Here is a 14,610-nt window from a genome sequence, read left to right as displayed (position 1 = left end):
TGGCCCACCCACGGCATCGGGCGCAGTAGGCGGGCCGACCGGTTGGCATGGCGGCGGTCAGTGGTTGCAGCCCGAGCAGTGCAGCCCCGTGCACCCGCCCTTGCCTCGAAGCAGCAGGGCGAGGACGACGAGGACCAGGACCACCCCGGCGATGAGCGGGGCGGCCGAGCGGACCGCGTCGACCAGTTGCACGGCGAGGTAGCCCACCGCGGCTACAGCAACTACGGCCGGAACGGTGGCGACGGCGATGACGTGGCCGCGACGGAGCCGCCGTACCGGAGCCGGGGCCGGGGCGGAGGTGTCGAGGAACCGGACGGTGACCGTCACGCGGTCGGTGCCGGGGATCTGGCGAGGGTGGGTCATCGACAGCAGTCGGCCGGAGTCGCGGACCAGGGCGACGGTCGCGGCGACCTCGGCGGGGGTGCCGACGACCCGGCGGGCCAGGACGTTCAAGCGGTGGCGGCTGGGGGTTTGGCGGGCGAGCTTGGTGCGGGTCATCGGATCACCTCCGAGGCGAGAACCTGACCATTGCGGGGGGTCTGAACGGCGGACGAGATGAGCGCCGAGCGCACCGGAGCCGGCGTCGAGACCGGTGCCAGGGTCGGGGGGATGTAGACCGTGGCGGGCGGGGCCTGGACCGGGGCCGGATCGGTGGGCAGGTCGGCCGGGTCCAGGTCGACGGGCTCAGCGACCGGGGCCGGGGCTGGCTTTACCGGGGCGGGGCCGCCGGTGAGGACGAGCTTGGAGAGGGCTAGGAACGCCAGCGCGGGCACCGAGGACAGCAGCCGGGAGGAAAAGCTGTCGTTGGCTACCGCGATCTGGGCGGCCAGCGACAGCGCCACCGCCGCGACGAGGATCGACAGCGGGTAGAGCACCGGGGCATGCGGGTCACGGCGGCGGCGGCGCCGAATCACCAACAGTGCCGCGGCGGGGGTCAGTTCAGAGATGACCGCGTTGGACCAGCCGAACCACTCCCCGGTCCCGGCCGGGGCGTGGACCATCGTCCAGTCCTTGACGTGGGTGAACGACGCGGCACCGGCCATCCCGCCGACGGCCAGGAGGATGACGACCAGGGCGACCGCCTCCCATCGGTCACCGTTGCGGAGGCGGCTCATGCGGCCCACCCCCACATCTCGGCGTCGTCGGCGGCGAGCTGGGCGTGGCGGATGAGGGCGGCGTCGAGGATGGCGTCGACGTTGGCGTCGGGGGCGCAGTAGGGGCAGGTCTGGTCGGGGTCGGTGTGGTCAAGGTCGAGGCAGATGCGGCGGATCGGGCGCAGGGTGAGTCGACGGGCAGCCATCACGGGACTCCTCGTTGCGGGTCGGGGCAGCGTCAGCGGGTGGTGGGAGTGATGTGCACGCGAATCCACTCCGGCGGCTCACCGGTGGAGGCGACGGCTTCGGAGAGGCAGCGCCACAGCGCCCACGCCTCCGAGGGCGTGAGGTACATGCGGCGGCGGCCCGCGCCGACGGCGACGTAGAGGTCGGCGTCGGGGGTGACCCGGACGGTGACCGGGACGGATGCCTTGTCGACGTGCGGGGCGCGCAGCCGGTAGAACTGGCGGGGTTCGGGGGTGTCGTCGGGCTGGTCGGCGTAGGGCATCGGGACCGGGGCCGACTCGGGCAGCTCGTGGGCGGTCATCGGGGGTCACCTCCGTCCGGGGTGGTGTCGAGGTTCAGGGCGTTGAGCAGCGACGGCGGCAGCAACGGCGCGGCGCGCTTCGACGGGGTGGGTCGGTAGGTGTGCCGGCCGTCGCCGCTGGTCCGGGCGGGCTTGTGTTGAGCCGGCACCACGACCGGTTCGGGCTGCGTGTCGGCCGGGGCGGGGAACGTCGCGGCCATCTCGCGAATCAGGTCGTCGGAGATGAAGGAGAAGCGCACCCGCGCCGGCTCGGGCTGCCCGTCCAACAGGACGTAGGCGACGCCCTTGCCCGACAAGGGGATCTGATCGGCCAGTGCTCCCCGGTCGCGGGCGCCGTCACCGAGGAGCAGGTCGACGTGGCCCCGTTCGGTCAGGCCGAGGGCGATGCGGGTGGGGAACAGGTCGCGGACGGAGACGACTTCCTTGCGGGGGTCCTGGGTGGCGGCGACCACCAGGACGCCGAGCCCGGCACCCTGGGACAGCAGCAGCCCGAGGGACTGTGCGATGCGATTGCGGATCTCGTTGTCGGGCAGGTAGGCCAGCAGGGCGGCGATCTCGTCGATGACGACGACGATCAGCGGCTCATCCACCGTTGGCGTGTGCACTCGGGCCTTGCCTCGCAGGATCTGCTGACGGGCCCGCATCCGGGCGACGGCATCGTCCAGGAGGTCAGCCATGCGCGACCAGTCGTCATCGACGTAGCGGGAAAACAGCGACCGGCCGATGGCCAGTTCCATGCCGCCCTTGGGGTCGATGGCCCAGACCCGCACCAGGCCGGAGCGGATGCCGGCGGCGAGGGAGCGGATGAGCGACCAGATCACCGAGCCCTTGCCCATCCGCGTGGCCCCACCGATCAGCACGTGAGTAGCCAGGAGGCGCAGGCAGTACACGGCCAAGTCCTCCCGCAGCCCCAGCGGCAGTGCGGCGAAGTCCGGCCGGGTCGGCACAGGCAGCGGAGCGACGATCCGGGTCAGCGGGTCGCGGCGAATGAACACCAGCCAGACGTGACGCGGGCGGTCACGGAAGCGGACCCGGTCGACCAGTCGCAGCAGCCACGCGAGGCGACCCGAGCGCAACGGGGGTGCCTGGCGGCGACCAGAGAAGACGCGGCAGTGGCGGGTGCCGAACGAGTAGGCCAGGTCCCGCGCGGCCTTGTGATAGACCTCTGGGTTCTGCCCGCGAGGCATCCGAAGGACCAGCTCGTCGGTGGCGTAGGTACAGCGCACCGACAGCAGCGTGGGGACCTTCTCCCCGCCGTCGTACTTCTTCACCAGCCCGCACAGGCTCATGACCTCGTGCCACTGACGTCGATACACCCACAGCCGTCGCCAGCAGGAGACGGCGCGCAGGACGACCAGGCGGTGGAACGACTCGCGTCCCCGCCACCACCAGACACCGCCCGAGACAGCGGCGACGATGAGGACCAGGAGGTGAGCCCACCAGCCGTGATCCCGGTAGGCGTCGACGGCGAGCAGGACCAGGGCGACGACAGGCCAGGCCCGCCAGTGCCGCACCGCAGCGACACTCAGCCGGGCCACCAGAACCGCGAGGCGAGCCAGCAGGAACACCGCGGTGAACGTCCAGACCAGCGGCCAAGGGGCGGTGACCTGGAACCGGCGGAAGTTCACCCGCGGGGCGCGCATCACGCCACCGCCTTGCGGGAGTGCTGCTCGGTCCACGCCTCGGCGCAGACCTTGTGCACCGGCTTACCGGCGGGACTGCGGCAGATCGCCGGCTTCCCGCAGATCACGCAGGGAACGGACTCGCCGGCACCACCACCGCGCGTCCAGTCCAGAACAGTTGACATGATGGACCTGCCCTTCCAGGCCGAGAGGATTTGGATCGGGCAGCGGGGCGGCCGGCTTCCTAGGGCATGGGCCGCCCCGCGCACCACGTGAGATCAGGCAGCCGCCTTCCGCGACTCGGCCAGGGTCTTCGGCGCGACCATTCCGGACGCCCGGAACGAGTACGCCAGCCGGCCGTTGCTGCCCACGTACGGGGTTACGTTCAAGCCCTCGAACTCCACCGGCTGGAACGGACCCACCGGCGGTACCGGCTGCACGTCTGACAGGATCTTGATCGACACCTCACGCGACCGCGATCCGAGCTCCGGGTCCATGTCCATTACCCGGCACTGCCACACCCGCTGACCCGTCAGCTTGTCCTTCGACGGCGTCCGCTGCCGGGTCGCCTCATTGAAGTCCTGCGCCTCCGCGATCGAGTCCGGCACGTACACGCACCCGTGCGGGAACACCGCCTCGAACGGAACCGTGAACCGCGTACCACCCCTGAGGGCCATCGCTACCTCCTGTTGTTGATGTGTCTTCGACGGCGGTGACCGTCTGAACTGGTGATGACTGTACTAGGGCGACCTAGATCAGTCTAGGCTCAACCATTGATCGACCTTGCGGGAGTTCTAGGTCGCTCTGGGTAAGCTGTCCGCGTGGGACAGGTGAACCCGAACGACCCGCGGCCTCCGTACGTGCAGATCGCGGATGACCTGCGGCGCGCGGTGCAGAACGGCGAGTACGAGCCGGGCGCGAAGCTGCCGTCCGGCCGGGAGCTGGCGAAGCAGTACGGGGTCGCGCTGATGACCGTCACCAATGCGATCGGCTTGCTCCGCGATGAGGGGCTGGTTGAGTCCTGGCAGGGGCGGGGAGTCTTCGTCGCGGACCAGCGGCGGTCGGCGCCAGACGTGTCCAGTCGCCTGGCTGAGCTTGCGGACGTTGTCGAAAAGCAGAGCGCGGACCTGGCGGACCTACAGGCCCGGGTTGCTGCGTTGGAGGGCTCTCGCCGTACCAAGCGTTGAGCATCGCTTGCTGTCTTTGGCATGTAGCCATGACAGCCGGTGAGAACCGGTTGCCGACAGGGTGACCAGCGATCAACCGCCGTTCATTCCATTCACAGCGCTACGGAGGACCGTCGGTGAATCAGGACCGGGAGCAGCTGTCGGAGGAGCACGCCGCGTTCGTCGCGGAACTGCGCCACTGGCGCGAGGTCGCCGGCTATTCGCAGAAGGCTCTCGCGGGACTGGTCGGCTACACCCCGTCGTACGTCAGCAAAGTCGAGAGCGGCACTATCGTTCCGAGCCGGGACTTCGCGGAGAGCGCCGACCGGGGATTGAAGGCGGGGCAGGCGCTCATCCGACGCTGGCGCGAGCTACACGCCACGACGCAGGCTCACCCGACGCCCACCCAGCGCCGACCCGAGGCGGTTGTGCCCGATCCCCAGACTGCGCCGGGCACCGCCTTGGTCGTGGAGCACGAGCACGCCGAACTCACCCTGGCTGACGGCGTGTATCGCACACGAGTGAGGCGGTTGCTGCGCAACGTCGGCAGCGAGCCGGTCACCCGGTACCTGGTACGCATCGCTGTTGATCGCCATCCCGGGGACCCAGAGCGGTCGAACCACCTGTACCGAAACGACCCGCTCACCTGGGCGGAGGTCAACCTGACCGCGCGGTGCGCCGGCGAGTCGATGGCCTGGACGATCATGCATGATCGGGACGCCTTCAAAGAGGTCTGGTTGCAGTTCGAGAACCAGGACGGTCGCTTCCCCCTGTATCCGGGCGAGGAACGATGGATCGAGTACGTCTACACCGTCTCGGCGCACAAGTGGGGCCCGTGGTGGCAGCGCGCCATCCGACTGCCCACTCGACGGCTGAGCCTGTCTCTGACCCTTCCGGCAGCCCTCGACCCTGTCGTGTGGGGTACGGAAACGTCGATGACCGCTGAGCCGTCCGCCTTCCGTACGCCGATCACGAGGGAGAGCGACGGGGAGAACGTCACGTTCACCTGGGCAACGACCGAGCCGCCTCTGCACACGCGGTTCCGCATTGCGTGGCGTTTCAAGGCAGCAACCGCGAAGGAGGACCAGGTGGACACGCTCACTCCGAGCGATCAGATGCAGCGGGTCGGGATCGTGCAGGAGGGCGACCCCATCCTCACCACCGAGGCCCGCCGTTTCGACCTACCCGCCGAGTCGGAGGATGCCCGGCGGGTCATCGCGCAGTTGTCCACAATGATGGAGCAGGCCGCGCAGGTGCACGAGTTCGCCAAGGGCATGGGCATCGCTGCGCCGCAGATTGGCATCAGCCGAAACGCCAGTCTCGTGCGGACCCCCGACGGTCAGATCATCACGCTGCTCAACGCCAGGGTGATCGCAGAGACCGCCGACACGGACGAGCAGTACGAGGGATGCCTGAGCTTCTTCGACGTCCGAGGAATGGTGCCCAGGCCCCACGGCATCGAGGTCGAGCACCAGGACATCGACGGCACCACTCGGATCACCGCCTTCACCGGGGGAGTCGCCCGGTTGGTTCAGCACGAGATCGACCACGTGTACGGCATCCTCTACCGCGCCAAGATGCGCGACGGCGTGTCTCCCATCCCCGTGTCGCAGTACAAGGGCACCGGTAAGCCCTGGTCCCAGTAAGGGCGAGGGCCGGGGGAGAGGTTGGAGTCGGCGGTCGAAGCGGCGTAGAGCGCGCAGGCCAAAGACGCGCCCGGGCAATGGAAGGACGCCGTATCGGGCTTGCGGATCGGTCAGCCACCTTGTGCCGAGCGTGCGCCGATGCGGTGCCAGGCTTGCGTGGTCGCTGCGGACGGAAGTTGTCGGGCGGCAGGTTGTTGTCGTGCTGGCCGCGGTCGGCTCGGAGCTGCCTGTGATCTGTTGCCGAATTGGCCTGTACTAGATCAAGGCGCTCCGCGCGGCGCGGGCCGGGGCGCGGCAAGCGGCTCCTTCGGAGCCGCCGCCCCGGCGCCACAGCGCCGGGGCGGAAAGTCAGCCGGACCGAAACCCACGCCCCGCCCCGCGCGTCACCCCTGGCCAGCAGAGTGCCCCGGTGACGAGTCCCGGAGATGACCGGGACCAGGACGACAACGTCTCCCTTCCGTCTCTTCCCGTCTCGTGACGTCTCACCGCGGCCCGGTCTGCGGTTCGGTCGGGTGAGTTGCCGAACGAAATCCGTCGGCCGGTCACGGGTCCGAGGTGGGGGAAGAGGTGAAGGTGAGGAGGGGGCGGAGGGTGGGCCGGGGTTGGGGGTTAGAACTGCCTCCGGCGGGGGCCAGACGACTCCAGGATGGAGTTGCCGAAGGCTTCCGGTCGTGGGTGGTGGGGGTGGGATGCCATCCCACCAGCCGCCGACCCAGGCAAGCCGAGCAGACCAGGGCCAGGGCGACAAGGTCGTACGTCCGGTAGGGCGCTCCACCTTGTCCCCCTGGCCCTGGCCCGCTCCACGGTGTGTGGGTCGGCGGCAGACGGGATGGAACCTCAAGTGGCTTGTGCCGCTGAGCTTAAATCAAACGAACTCACGTGCTGACATGTCCAAGGTCCCGGCGCTGACTCGGCATGTTCGGCCGGATTGAAGCAGCGACGGCCGCCGCCGACGGCAGGCGAACCGGATAGTCTTGCCACATTTTGGTGTAGGGCGACTCAATTTCGTACTTGAATCTCAGAACTTCCGTGGGCTCAGCAAAGCGAGCCGACAGCATGACGTGTTGAGACGAGTGCAGAGAGGGCAGGCCGATCCACGCGAAGCGGGAGGGCCTAAAGAACACAATCTCCTGTCCGGTAGCGTCCGCCAAAACATAGGTCGCCCTATTCGCCTCGTCCGTCTCGTTGCGAACGCGGCGGTAAACTTGTCGACTATAGCCGCCGTCCTGAATGAGTAGCACGGCATCCCTGACTGCCTCCAGACTTCGGCGGAGTCTTTCAATGTCGACTGGGCTCCGCCGAGCATGGAACCAGTCATTTCGCGCGTCACTGACTTCCGCGCTGACAAGGACCCTGCTGATGTTCCGCAACTGCCTGACGATTACTTGGCGACTTTCTGGCAGCAAATCAAGGAATGGAATGGTGTGAAGGAAGACGAATTCCTGAAGATCCTGCTGCTTCAGCCACCGTGGCAAGTCTGTTGCTGGCCGGAGGTATTCTTTCGCCTTCGCTTCGGCCGAAGCGAGCAGGTCGGCCAGGATTTGAAAACCGCGCGAGACCGTGTAGAGAGTGAGCTTCCCCTCGAAGGAAAGATCGTGTTCCTTCTCCTCGCCCCCTGATTCAGCCCCGGCGGACCTGAGACGTTCGAGCGCCTCAGCCTCGCTAGGGCCGAGCTGTTCACCCACTCCGGGCCGGTATACGAAGGGTCTGGTACTCGCGAAGTGGTCGTGGGTAAGGGCCCATGTCGTGTACAACAAGGCATCTTTGAGGAGGTCTTCAAGCTTGACGAAGAAGCTAGCTGCATATCGCCGAATGTTTTCAGCATCAGTAGCGCTTGGATTGATCGGGCTCTGCCGGGTCACCTGACCCATCTTTTCATGGAGAGTCCAGAAGTCTCGATGCGGGTCAAGCAAGTCCTCCACAGGAAACCCTAGCTTCCAGAGAACGGCATTCACCCGGTCCTCATCGCTGACTAGAACTTGCTCAGGAAGTGCAAGCTTCGATGCGGCAACAATGAAGTTGCTTTTCCGTGCCAGGAGAAGTGACTTTACCGCCTCTCTGGGACTGCGCCGCTGTAGATATTGTTCTATCCTCGCTTCAACGGTTGGGGCTTCTTCACCTCTTAGCTGCCACTCCAGCTCATCTCGGTCGCTCTCTTGGTCAAGCCGATACATTTGGCTAACCAATCGTCGCAATCTCAGTGGTGCGAGAGAGAACTCAGACGATGACAAGCGAACACCAAACCGACCAAGCTCGGGCTGAAGGTCATACCAGCCTGAGCCGGCCGTCGCATTTATTACTGGTTTCCGAACCTGACCTAGGGGAACGAGAATTGTTCCATCGCCAACAAGCGTATCCAAGCCATTGGCGATGGCCTGATCCGAAGCCATCAGCATTAGATGCAAAAGTTGGGCAGGACCAAGCGCAGAGACCATAGTCGGGGCAGGACCGGGACGAATCCCTACCCTCGCGGCGACCTCCCGCACCTGATTCTTCGTCTTGTCTAGGAGCCAGGCCGTGAGGGCTCTCATTTCGTCTAGGGTTAGCGCATCGCCCAGCAGGTACGCGACTGGATCGCCCTTTAGGTCATTCCAGGGCCCTGACGAAGCGGTGATATTGAAGCGCCGCAAATAGCCATTCCAATCACTGGCTTGACCCTCTTTCAGGAGGATCTTCTCCGCTTGGTCGCGCGCCTCATTTATCGGTGCATTCTCGTCCGTGGAGAACGTCCGCGTGTGTTCAACGTTGCACTTAATGTCCGAGCAGTGGAACGGTATTTCGTCGACTGGAGCAATGGACCGCCGATGGGGTGTCTGAAGAAGCCCGAAGGGTCCCGTTACCAACCGACCAACTTGAAATACGCCCTGCGGCGTTCCCTCCAGAACTTCAAAGGTCTCCTTGCTACTTAGCAGCGTTCGACTCTCTCCGAAGGGGAAACTTAGAAGTCTGTCATAGAGCAGCCGGCCGTACGTGAAGGGAAACCTGATTGTTGTGTCTCTGATTTGCTCGCTGACAATCTCTATCAGTGCTTGCGTATCGGTCTGGACCGGATCAACAAGCAGTTCATTGCTGAGCATGTTAAGGAGGCACATGAAGCGAGACTCGGGGTATCTAACCCCCTTGCTCCGAAAAGCCTGCGCCATCTGCTCGCCAGTCTCAGTCAAGTGCAGCGTTTCATGCATCTCCTTTGAGACCCGGTAGGTCCGGCGAATTTTGCATTCAACCAGGATCAGTTGAACGTCGAGCAGATCTGCAAGGGATTCTCTGAAATCTTCTCCGGGATACATCTCGGCGAGTTCGTCTGCAGTCTTCGGCTCAGGCATCTAACCATAATAGACGGAGGAGGGCGCGCGCGGTATAGATGATTGGTGTTGCGATATGTCCACGTAGACATATCGGGATACCCAACCGTTGGTTGGCCGATCTTTGTCATCGAGGGCCTCGTTGACTTGGATCTTGGACGGGTGCGGCCACAGCATGCGGGTGGGCCCGGCCGGTTGTTCTCTGATCTTGGGCTTCCAGGTTGTCGCCGAGTTCCGCGACTTCTGTCGTCAGCCGCTGCCGTTCTTCTGGGTCCGCCGCAGGTGATCGAAGCAGGGAGAAGGCATCGACGTGACCGTCATCAGCTTGTACAACGTGAGGGCGGACGATGCGGCGGCCAGCCTCAACGGCGCCGGTTGGCAGCGGTTGGCAGGCGGTGCGCCTCACGTGCCTCGGGACGAAGACCCCAGCCGAGAGCCGAGCCAGCGCGACGCCAACCAAGCGCAGGACGAGCGCCAAGCGGCACGGTAGGCCAGCAGGCCCAGGGCAAGGCCAGAGAGCTTGACGTGGTCGAGAGGGGAGCGCTCCTAACGCGCGGGCGGCCACGAGGCTGACGTGGGGCAGCGAGTTCCGCGAGGCAAGATCGGGTTCTTGCCAGGTTCCTCTCGAAGCTCGTGGACCGCCGGATCGGGCTGGAACGGCCGAAGCCCGGAACGGCCCGGACCGCTGCGTCAGCAATAAGTCAGCAAGAGGCTTGGCGTCATATAGCAATGGGTGACCTCCGACGGTGGCCGTGACACCCGCGACGAGACCGGACGGCATCGGCTGAAGCACGACCGCAGGCGAAGTCGACATTCACACCGAAGAGGTCACTGGTTCGATCCCAGTATCGCCCACGCAGGTCAAAGGCCACTTCCCGGCTTCGGGAGGTGGCCTTTCTGCTGTCGTACAGCAGCTAAGTACAGCAACGGTCAGCGGGGAGTGGCGACCCAACCGGTCGCGGGCACGCGGGTTGACACGGCTGACGGTGATCGATCCCGGGCGTCAGTCCGCGATGCTACTTTGCCGGCCGTGAATGACTACCTGCGCGCCGTCGACTGGGAATCGCTGCAAGGTCCGTACGGACCGGCCACGGACGTGCCAAGGCTGTTGCAGACGCTTCGATTTCACGACCCGGCCGCGCGGGGCGAGGCGGAGGAGCAGCTCGAAGACCATCTCCAGCATCAAGGCTTGGTGGAGGAGCCGGCTGCCGCCGCAGTGCCGTATCTGATCGATCTGCTTGCCGACGAGGAGGCATCGGATCGGCTGGTGGCCTACCGCCTCCTGCGGACGATTCTGGATTGCGTCGAGCTGTACGAATCGCCGAGGCCGGCGTCCGACGTTGCGACTCTGGGCGAACTCGCATCGCAGCGCTCGGACTGGTGGTTGTCCAGGTCGCCGGAGTGGCGCAGGCATGGGGGGTACCAGCCCTCGGTCACCAATGCGTGCCACGCCGCAGCGTATGAGGCGGTGCGGGCTGGTGTCCCCACGTACCTGCAGGTCCTACAGGATCCCGACCCGCACCTTCGTCTCGGGATGGCGTACCTGCTCGCCGCCTTCCCGCAGGAGTGGGCAACCATGTCACCCGTTCTGGCCCAACGGCTTTCAGTAGAGACGGACCCTGCCGTAGCCACGGAGATGTGCATCGCGGCCGGACTCGCCGGCCAACCCTCCGACGGCGCCATCGTGGATGCGGTACGCCAATGGCGTGGCAACTCCGACCGGCTTCTCCACCGGGCGGCGCTGATCGGACTGGTGCGGATCCTCCCGGCACCCGACACGGCGCTTCTGGCCGAACTCAGCGACTGCCTGATGGAGCCGGTTCAGGATTGGGAGTCGCAGGCCGGCGCGATGGCCAATGCCGTCGCCTCGGCCCTCGGCGGTCTCACCGCGAACTCGGTGCCACAGCTCGCTGGACTGCTGCTGGAGCGGATGCGGGTTCCAGACCCGCACCGGCATGACTTCCTGGCACTGCGGCTATTGCTCGGCCTGGCCTTTCCCGGCGGTCCGCTTCGGGACGGCACCGCATTCGATGATCTCTCACCTTTGCAGCAGGAGGTTGTTCGGGTCGTCATTGGTGCCAGTCTGCTGAGGCAGGGCGCGATGATGCCGCGAGCCATCGGAGAGTGCAATCTCCCCTATACAGAGGAAGCTCTCGCGACCTGGTGCGCCGGACAGCCTCACAGCGCGACCTGACCGTAGCGAACGGTTGGCAGCATCACCCGTCGAGGACATCCCCGAGGCGCTTGAGCGCTTCGCGCGTGGCCTTGGACGATACGTGCGTGTAGATCTCCATCGTCACGGAGAAGCGGGCGTGGCGGAGGACCTGCATGGCGACCCTGGGGTGGACGTCGAGGTCGGCGAGGAGTGTGGCGCAGGTACGCCGCGCGTCGTGGACGGTGATCGGCGTGACCTTCGCCTTTTCGCACCTGGCCTGCCAGGAGCGTTGCAAGTTGCGCGGTTCGATGGGCGTGCCATAGCGGGTGGCGAATACGAGGTCGGTGTCGTGCCATGCCTTGCCGGCGGCTGCTCGCGCCTCGTCGCGTTGTTCACACCGCAGCTTGAGCGCTGTCAGACAGATGTCGGGCAGAGGGAGGGTGGCGTCGGACGCCTGAGTCTTGGTGTCGCGGTGCAGGAGCTGCCCGCGCACGCGTTGCAGTTGGCGGCCGACGGTCAGCTCTCCGGCGTCGAGGTCGACGTCAGCCCAGGTGAGCCCGAGCGCCTCTCCCTTGCGTAGGCCGGTGACGAGGACCAAGGCGTAGGCGGCGTAGAGCGGATCCTCGTCGGCGCGGGCGGACTCCAGGAACTTGCGGGCCTCGTCACCTGACCACGACTTGCCCCGGCGGCGGCGAACCGTGGCCAGCGTGACCGACGCCGCCGGGTTCTTGGAGATGAGGTCTTCGGCCTGGGCGTGGGTGAGGGCGGCCCGCAGCGCGGCCCGGATGTCGCTGACCGTGCGCGTCGACGGGACGGCCTGGCAGCAGCGGCCGACCGCGCAGCAGCGCCGCTTGTCCTCGCGACGGGAGGCGTCCTTGCCCTGGGCGCAGCACTGGCAGGTCCGGGCAACCTGGTTGATCCACGTCTGCACGTCCCGCGACTGGAGCCGGTCGAGCCGCTTGGCCCCGAGGCCGGGGGAGATGTAGCGGCGGACGAACGTCTCATAGGTGGCGTAGGTCAGGGGTGCCCGGTTGGGCTGGATGATCTCGGTCAGCCACCAGGTGAGGAAACTGCCGACCGTCGGGACGTTGGTCGCCACCGGTCCCTGTTTCGCCTGCTGGTGCAGCTTGATCCACTTGTCGTGGACGGCCTCGCGGGTCTTGCCGTAGACGTACTTGCGGTTGCGTTTGCCGTCGGGCTTGGTGACCCAGACGTAGGCGGCGAAGCCGTTGCGGTAGGGGAAGATGGAGCCTTCGCCGTTGGCTCGTGTGCGTCCGGGCATCAGGCGGCCTCCTGGCGTTCGACCTGTTCGCGGATGTAGTCGTCGACCCATTCGGGGAGGATGCGGCGGTACTTGCCGTCCTTGATGGAGCGCAGTTCGCCGGTGGCGATCTTCATCTTGACCTTGGAGATGCCGAAGCCGAGCAGGACGGCGACCTCGGCGGGGGAGTACCAGCGTGGGGTGAGGTCTGGGCTCATGCGGCGGCTCCGGTGAGCCAGGCTTCGTGGGCGAGTTCTTCGCGGCCGATGCGTCTGCGCTCTCGTCGCTGCCGGGCGGCGGTGTTGGCGAGCAAGGCGTCGCCTTCGGTGAGCCAGCCGGCCCCGATGTAGGTGAGGGTGCCGACGGTGATCGTGTCGGCGGGGCCGTCGTCCTCGGTGCGGCGGTAGGTGGCGCGGGTGTCGCGGAGCAGGCCGAAGGTGACGGAGTAGCGGCGGGCCTTGGTGAGGAAGTGGCCGCCGAAGCCGAGCATGTGGGCCCAGCGGCGGAGCCCGGCGTAGGCATTGGATTTGGTGTCAAGGCTGCCTTGACGGCCGTCGGCGGTTGCGGCGCCGCTGGTCGTGGGGTCGTGGGTGGGGCGGCCGAGTCGCCAGCAGGCGTCGATGAGGCGGGCGAGGTGGTGGCCTTCGGGGTCGGCGTAGTCGTAGATGGTGGTGGGCGTGAGTCGGGTGAAGGAGTGGCCGGTGGCTTCGGTCGCTTTGGTGGCGTACTTGGCGAGGTAGGCGGCCACCTTGCCATCGGTCAGCTCGCCGCTGGCAGTGTTGATGCGTCGGACGTCGACCTGCTCACCCCAGGCGACCACCCAGCCCTGCGGCCGGTCGGGGTGTGAGGGCGCGCTGACGGTGATCCGGGAGGCAGCGACATCGACCGCTTCCTCCAGGTCGTCGATGGTGATGCCGGCGGGCGGCGGCACGAGGGCGTCCGGGTCGTCGGGATCGATGCCGTCGAGGCGCAGCAGGACGTGGAAGTGGACGGCGGCACGGCGCTGCATCTCGGCGACCTTGCCGTGGGACACCCGAACCGGCGGCACCCAGCGGACCTTGCCGGAGCCGGTGACGACCCGGACGAGGGGTATGCCGCGTCGGCGGCAGAGGGCGGCGAGGTGGCGTTCGATGGCCTGCTTGGTACGCCGCCACAGCTCGCTGGCGAAGTAGTTCCAGACGACCTGGTGGGCGTGGTCGTAGCAGTCCAGGCACAACGGCTGCCCGAGCCGCGGATCGTCGGCGTCGTGGCGGGCAAAGCACACCGCGGGCTGCCCGTGCGGGCAGCTCCCGACCTCGCGGCGAGCGTGGCAGGGCGCGGGGCGGCAGCCGCAGCGCTGCCGGGTGGCGCAGGTGTGGTGCGGGACGTGTCGGCGGTGGACCGCGCCGAAGGAGGGGGCGGTGAAGGTGGCGAAGACGACCGGGTGCCGGCCGACCGAGGCGGGGACGCCCTTGCCGCCGGTCAGGCCGCAGCGCACCACTTGGTAGGCGTCTCCGGCGTAGACCCAGGCGCAGTCGGGGCAGTGCGATTCGCGGCGGTTGCCGCAGGCCTTGTAGAGCGCCTGGTCGGGCAACTCGTCCGTGTGCTGCTCGTCCAGGATCCTGCCGCTGTCGCGGTCGACAGCAGCGATGGTGCCAGCGAGACGGATCGGGCGGGAGCAGCCGCCGGCTGGGGCGGTGTGCTCCAACCAGCCGGAGAACTCCGGCATGGCGGCGCGGTGCAGGGCTTGGGCGTCACGGCCGGCGGCGACGGCGGGCCGGTACAGGTCGAGCGGGGTGGACATGGCTTCCTCCTCAACAGGTGGCAGGGACGGGAGA

The 14,610-nt window shown here is 66.8% G+C and carries 14 protein-coding genes; 3 read left to right on the top strand and 11 right to left on the bottom strand.

Annotated features, from left to right (window positions below; all coding sequences use genetic code 11):
• Positions 1-57: 57 nt before the first annotated feature.
• The 7 genes from ACTMTB_RS28640 to ACTMTB_RS28610 form a co-directional block, all read right to left on the bottom strand.
• A complete protein-coding gene (locus ACTMTB_RS28640; protein ID WP_441149285.1) occupies positions 58-498 on the bottom strand; it encodes a hypothetical protein in 441 nt (146 codons plus the stop codon).
• Complete coding sequence (locus ACTMTB_RS28635; RefSeq protein ID WP_441149284.1) at positions 495-1,115, bottom strand: hypothetical protein; 621 nt, start codon at positions 1,113-1,115, stop codon at positions 495-497. The genes ACTMTB_RS28640 and ACTMTB_RS28635 overlap by 4 nt, the downstream gene beginning before the upstream one ends.
• Positions 1,112-1,300 (bottom strand): hypothetical protein, encoded by a 189-nt coding sequence (locus tag ACTMTB_RS28630; RefSeq protein ID WP_441149283.1) that lies wholly within the window; start codon positions 1,298-1,300, stop codon positions 1,112-1,114. The genes ACTMTB_RS28635 and ACTMTB_RS28630 overlap by 4 nt, the downstream gene beginning before the upstream one ends.
• 32 nt (positions 1,301-1,332) lie before the next feature.
• Positions 1,333-1,641 (bottom strand): spread protein, encoded by a 309-nt coding sequence (locus ACTMTB_RS28625; RefSeq protein ID WP_441149282.1) that lies wholly within the window; start codon positions 1,639-1,641, stop codon positions 1,333-1,335.
• On the bottom strand, positions 1,638-3,284 hold the full coding sequence (locus tag ACTMTB_RS28620) for an FtsK/SpoIIIE domain-containing protein (protein WP_441149281.1): 1,647 nt from the start codon (positions 3,282-3,284) through the stop codon (positions 1,638-1,640). The genes ACTMTB_RS28625 and ACTMTB_RS28620 overlap by 4 nt, the downstream gene beginning before the upstream one ends.
• Positions 3,284-3,448: a hypothetical protein gene (locus tag ACTMTB_RS28615; protein WP_441149280.1), complete on the bottom strand. Its 165-nt coding sequence runs from the start codon at positions 3,446-3,448 to the stop codon at positions 3,284-3,286. The genes ACTMTB_RS28620 and ACTMTB_RS28615 overlap by 1 nt, the downstream gene beginning before the upstream one ends.
• A 93-nt stretch (positions 3,449-3,541) precedes the next feature.
• Positions 3,542-3,940 (bottom strand): transcriptional regulator, encoded by a 399-nt coding sequence (locus ACTMTB_RS28610; protein WP_441149279.1) that lies wholly within the window; start codon positions 3,938-3,940, stop codon positions 3,542-3,544.
• A gap of 144 nt (positions 3,941-4,084) precedes the next feature.
• Here ACTMTB_RS28610 and ACTMTB_RS28605 point away from each other — a divergent pair, with 144 nt between their 5' ends.
• Together ACTMTB_RS28605 and ACTMTB_RS28600 are read left to right on the top strand one after the other, a co-directional pair.
• The gene (locus tag ACTMTB_RS28605; protein ID WP_441149278.1) at positions 4,085-4,450 is read left to right on the top strand and encodes a GntR family transcriptional regulator; all 366 of its coding nucleotides are present in this window, start codon (positions 4,085-4,087) and stop codon (positions 4,448-4,450) included.
• Between the two features lie 116 nt (positions 4,451-4,566).
• The gene (locus tag ACTMTB_RS28600; protein WP_441149277.1) at positions 4,567-6,075 is read left to right on the top strand and encodes a peptide deformylase; all 1,509 of its coding nucleotides are present in this window, start codon (positions 4,567-4,569) and stop codon (positions 6,073-6,075) included.
• A gap of 875 nt (positions 6,076-6,950) precedes the next feature.
• On the opposite strand, the gene ACTMTB_RS28595 is transcribed toward ACTMTB_RS28600, so the two are convergent.
• On the bottom strand, positions 6,951-9,398 hold the full coding sequence (locus ACTMTB_RS28595; RefSeq protein WP_441149276.1) for a hypothetical protein: 2,448 nt from the start codon (positions 9,396-9,398) through the stop codon (positions 6,951-6,953).
• Between the two features lie 1,009 nt (positions 9,399-10,407).
• On the opposite strand from ACTMTB_RS28595, the gene ACTMTB_RS28590 reads away from it, so the two are divergent.
• Entirely contained in the window at positions 10,408-11,571 is a 1,164-nt protein-coding gene (locus ACTMTB_RS28590; RefSeq protein WP_441149275.1) for a hypothetical protein, read from the top strand.
• Positions 11,572-11,593: 22 nt separating this feature from the next.
• Here ACTMTB_RS28590 and ACTMTB_RS28585 read toward each other — a convergent pair whose 3' ends face one another.
• From ACTMTB_RS28585 to ACTMTB_RS28575, 3 genes are read right to left on the bottom strand one after another with little or no spacing between them, the layout of a single operon-like run.
• Complete coding sequence (locus ACTMTB_RS28585) at positions 11,594-12,814, bottom strand: tyrosine-type recombinase/integrase (RefSeq protein WP_441149274.1); 1,221 nt, start codon at positions 12,812-12,814, stop codon at positions 11,594-11,596.
• Positions 12,814-13,011, bottom strand: a complete 198-nt coding sequence (locus ACTMTB_RS28580; RefSeq protein WP_346117437.1) for an excisionase family DNA-binding protein — start codon at positions 13,009-13,011, stop codon at positions 12,814-12,816. The genes ACTMTB_RS28585 and ACTMTB_RS28580 overlap by 1 nt, the downstream gene beginning before the upstream one ends.
• Complete coding sequence (locus tag ACTMTB_RS28575) at positions 13,008-14,576, bottom strand: replication initiator (protein ID WP_441149273.1); 1,569 nt, start codon at positions 14,574-14,576, stop codon at positions 13,008-13,010. Before ACTMTB_RS28575 ends, ACTMTB_RS28580 begins: the two co-directional genes overlap by 4 nt.
• Between the last annotated feature and the right edge of the window lie 34 nt (positions 14,577-14,610).

The sequence above is a fragment of the Micromonospora sp. L32 genome (assembly GCF_052068055.1).
GTDB classification, from domain to species: domain Bacteria; phylum Actinomycetota; class Actinomycetes; order Mycobacteriales; family Micromonosporaceae; genus Micromonospora; species Micromonospora purpureochromogenes.
This window is presented reverse-complemented; position numbering and strand designations above follow the sequence as displayed.

Coding starts and splice junctions, on each gene's coding strand:
- ACTMTB_RS28640 (WP_441149285.1), bottom strand. CDS start 498: ATGACCCGCACCAAGCTCGCCCGCCAAACCCCCAGCCGCCACCGCTTG.
- ACTMTB_RS28635 (WP_441149284.1), bottom strand. CDS start 1,115: ATGAGCCGCCTCCGCAACGGTGACCGATGGGAGGCGGTCGCCCTGGTC.
- ACTMTB_RS28630 (WP_441149283.1), bottom strand. CDS start 1,300: ATGGCTGCCCGTCGACTCACCCTGCGCCCGATCCGCCGCATCTGCCTC.
- ACTMTB_RS28625 (WP_441149282.1), bottom strand. CDS start 1,641: ATGACCGCCCACGAGCTGCCCGAGTCGGCCCCGGTCCCGATGCCCTAC.
- ACTMTB_RS28620 (WP_441149281.1), bottom strand. CDS start 3,284: ATGCGCGCCCCGCGGGTGAACTTCCGCCGGTTCCAGGTCACCGCCCCT.
- ACTMTB_RS28615 (WP_441149280.1), bottom strand. CDS start 3,448: ATGTCAACTGTTCTGGACTGGACGCGCGGTGGTGGTGCCGGCGAGTCC.
- ACTMTB_RS28610 (WP_441149279.1), bottom strand. CDS start 3,940: ATGGCCCTCAGGGGTGGTACGCGGTTCACGGTTCCGTTCGAGGCGGTG.
- ACTMTB_RS28595 (WP_441149276.1), bottom strand. CDS start 9,398: ATGCCTGAGCCGAAGACTGCAGACGAACTCGCCGAGATGTATCCCGGA.
- ACTMTB_RS28585 (WP_441149274.1), bottom strand. CDS start 12,814: ATGCCCGGACGCACACGAGCCAACGGCGAAGGCTCCATCTTCCCCTAC.
- ACTMTB_RS28580 (WP_346117437.1), bottom strand. CDS start 13,011: ATGAGCCCAGACCTCACCCCACGCTGGTACTCCCCCGCCGAGGTCGCC.
- ACTMTB_RS28575 (WP_441149273.1), bottom strand. CDS start 14,576: ATGTCCACCCCGCTCGACCTGTACCGGCCCGCCGTCGCCGCCGGCCGT.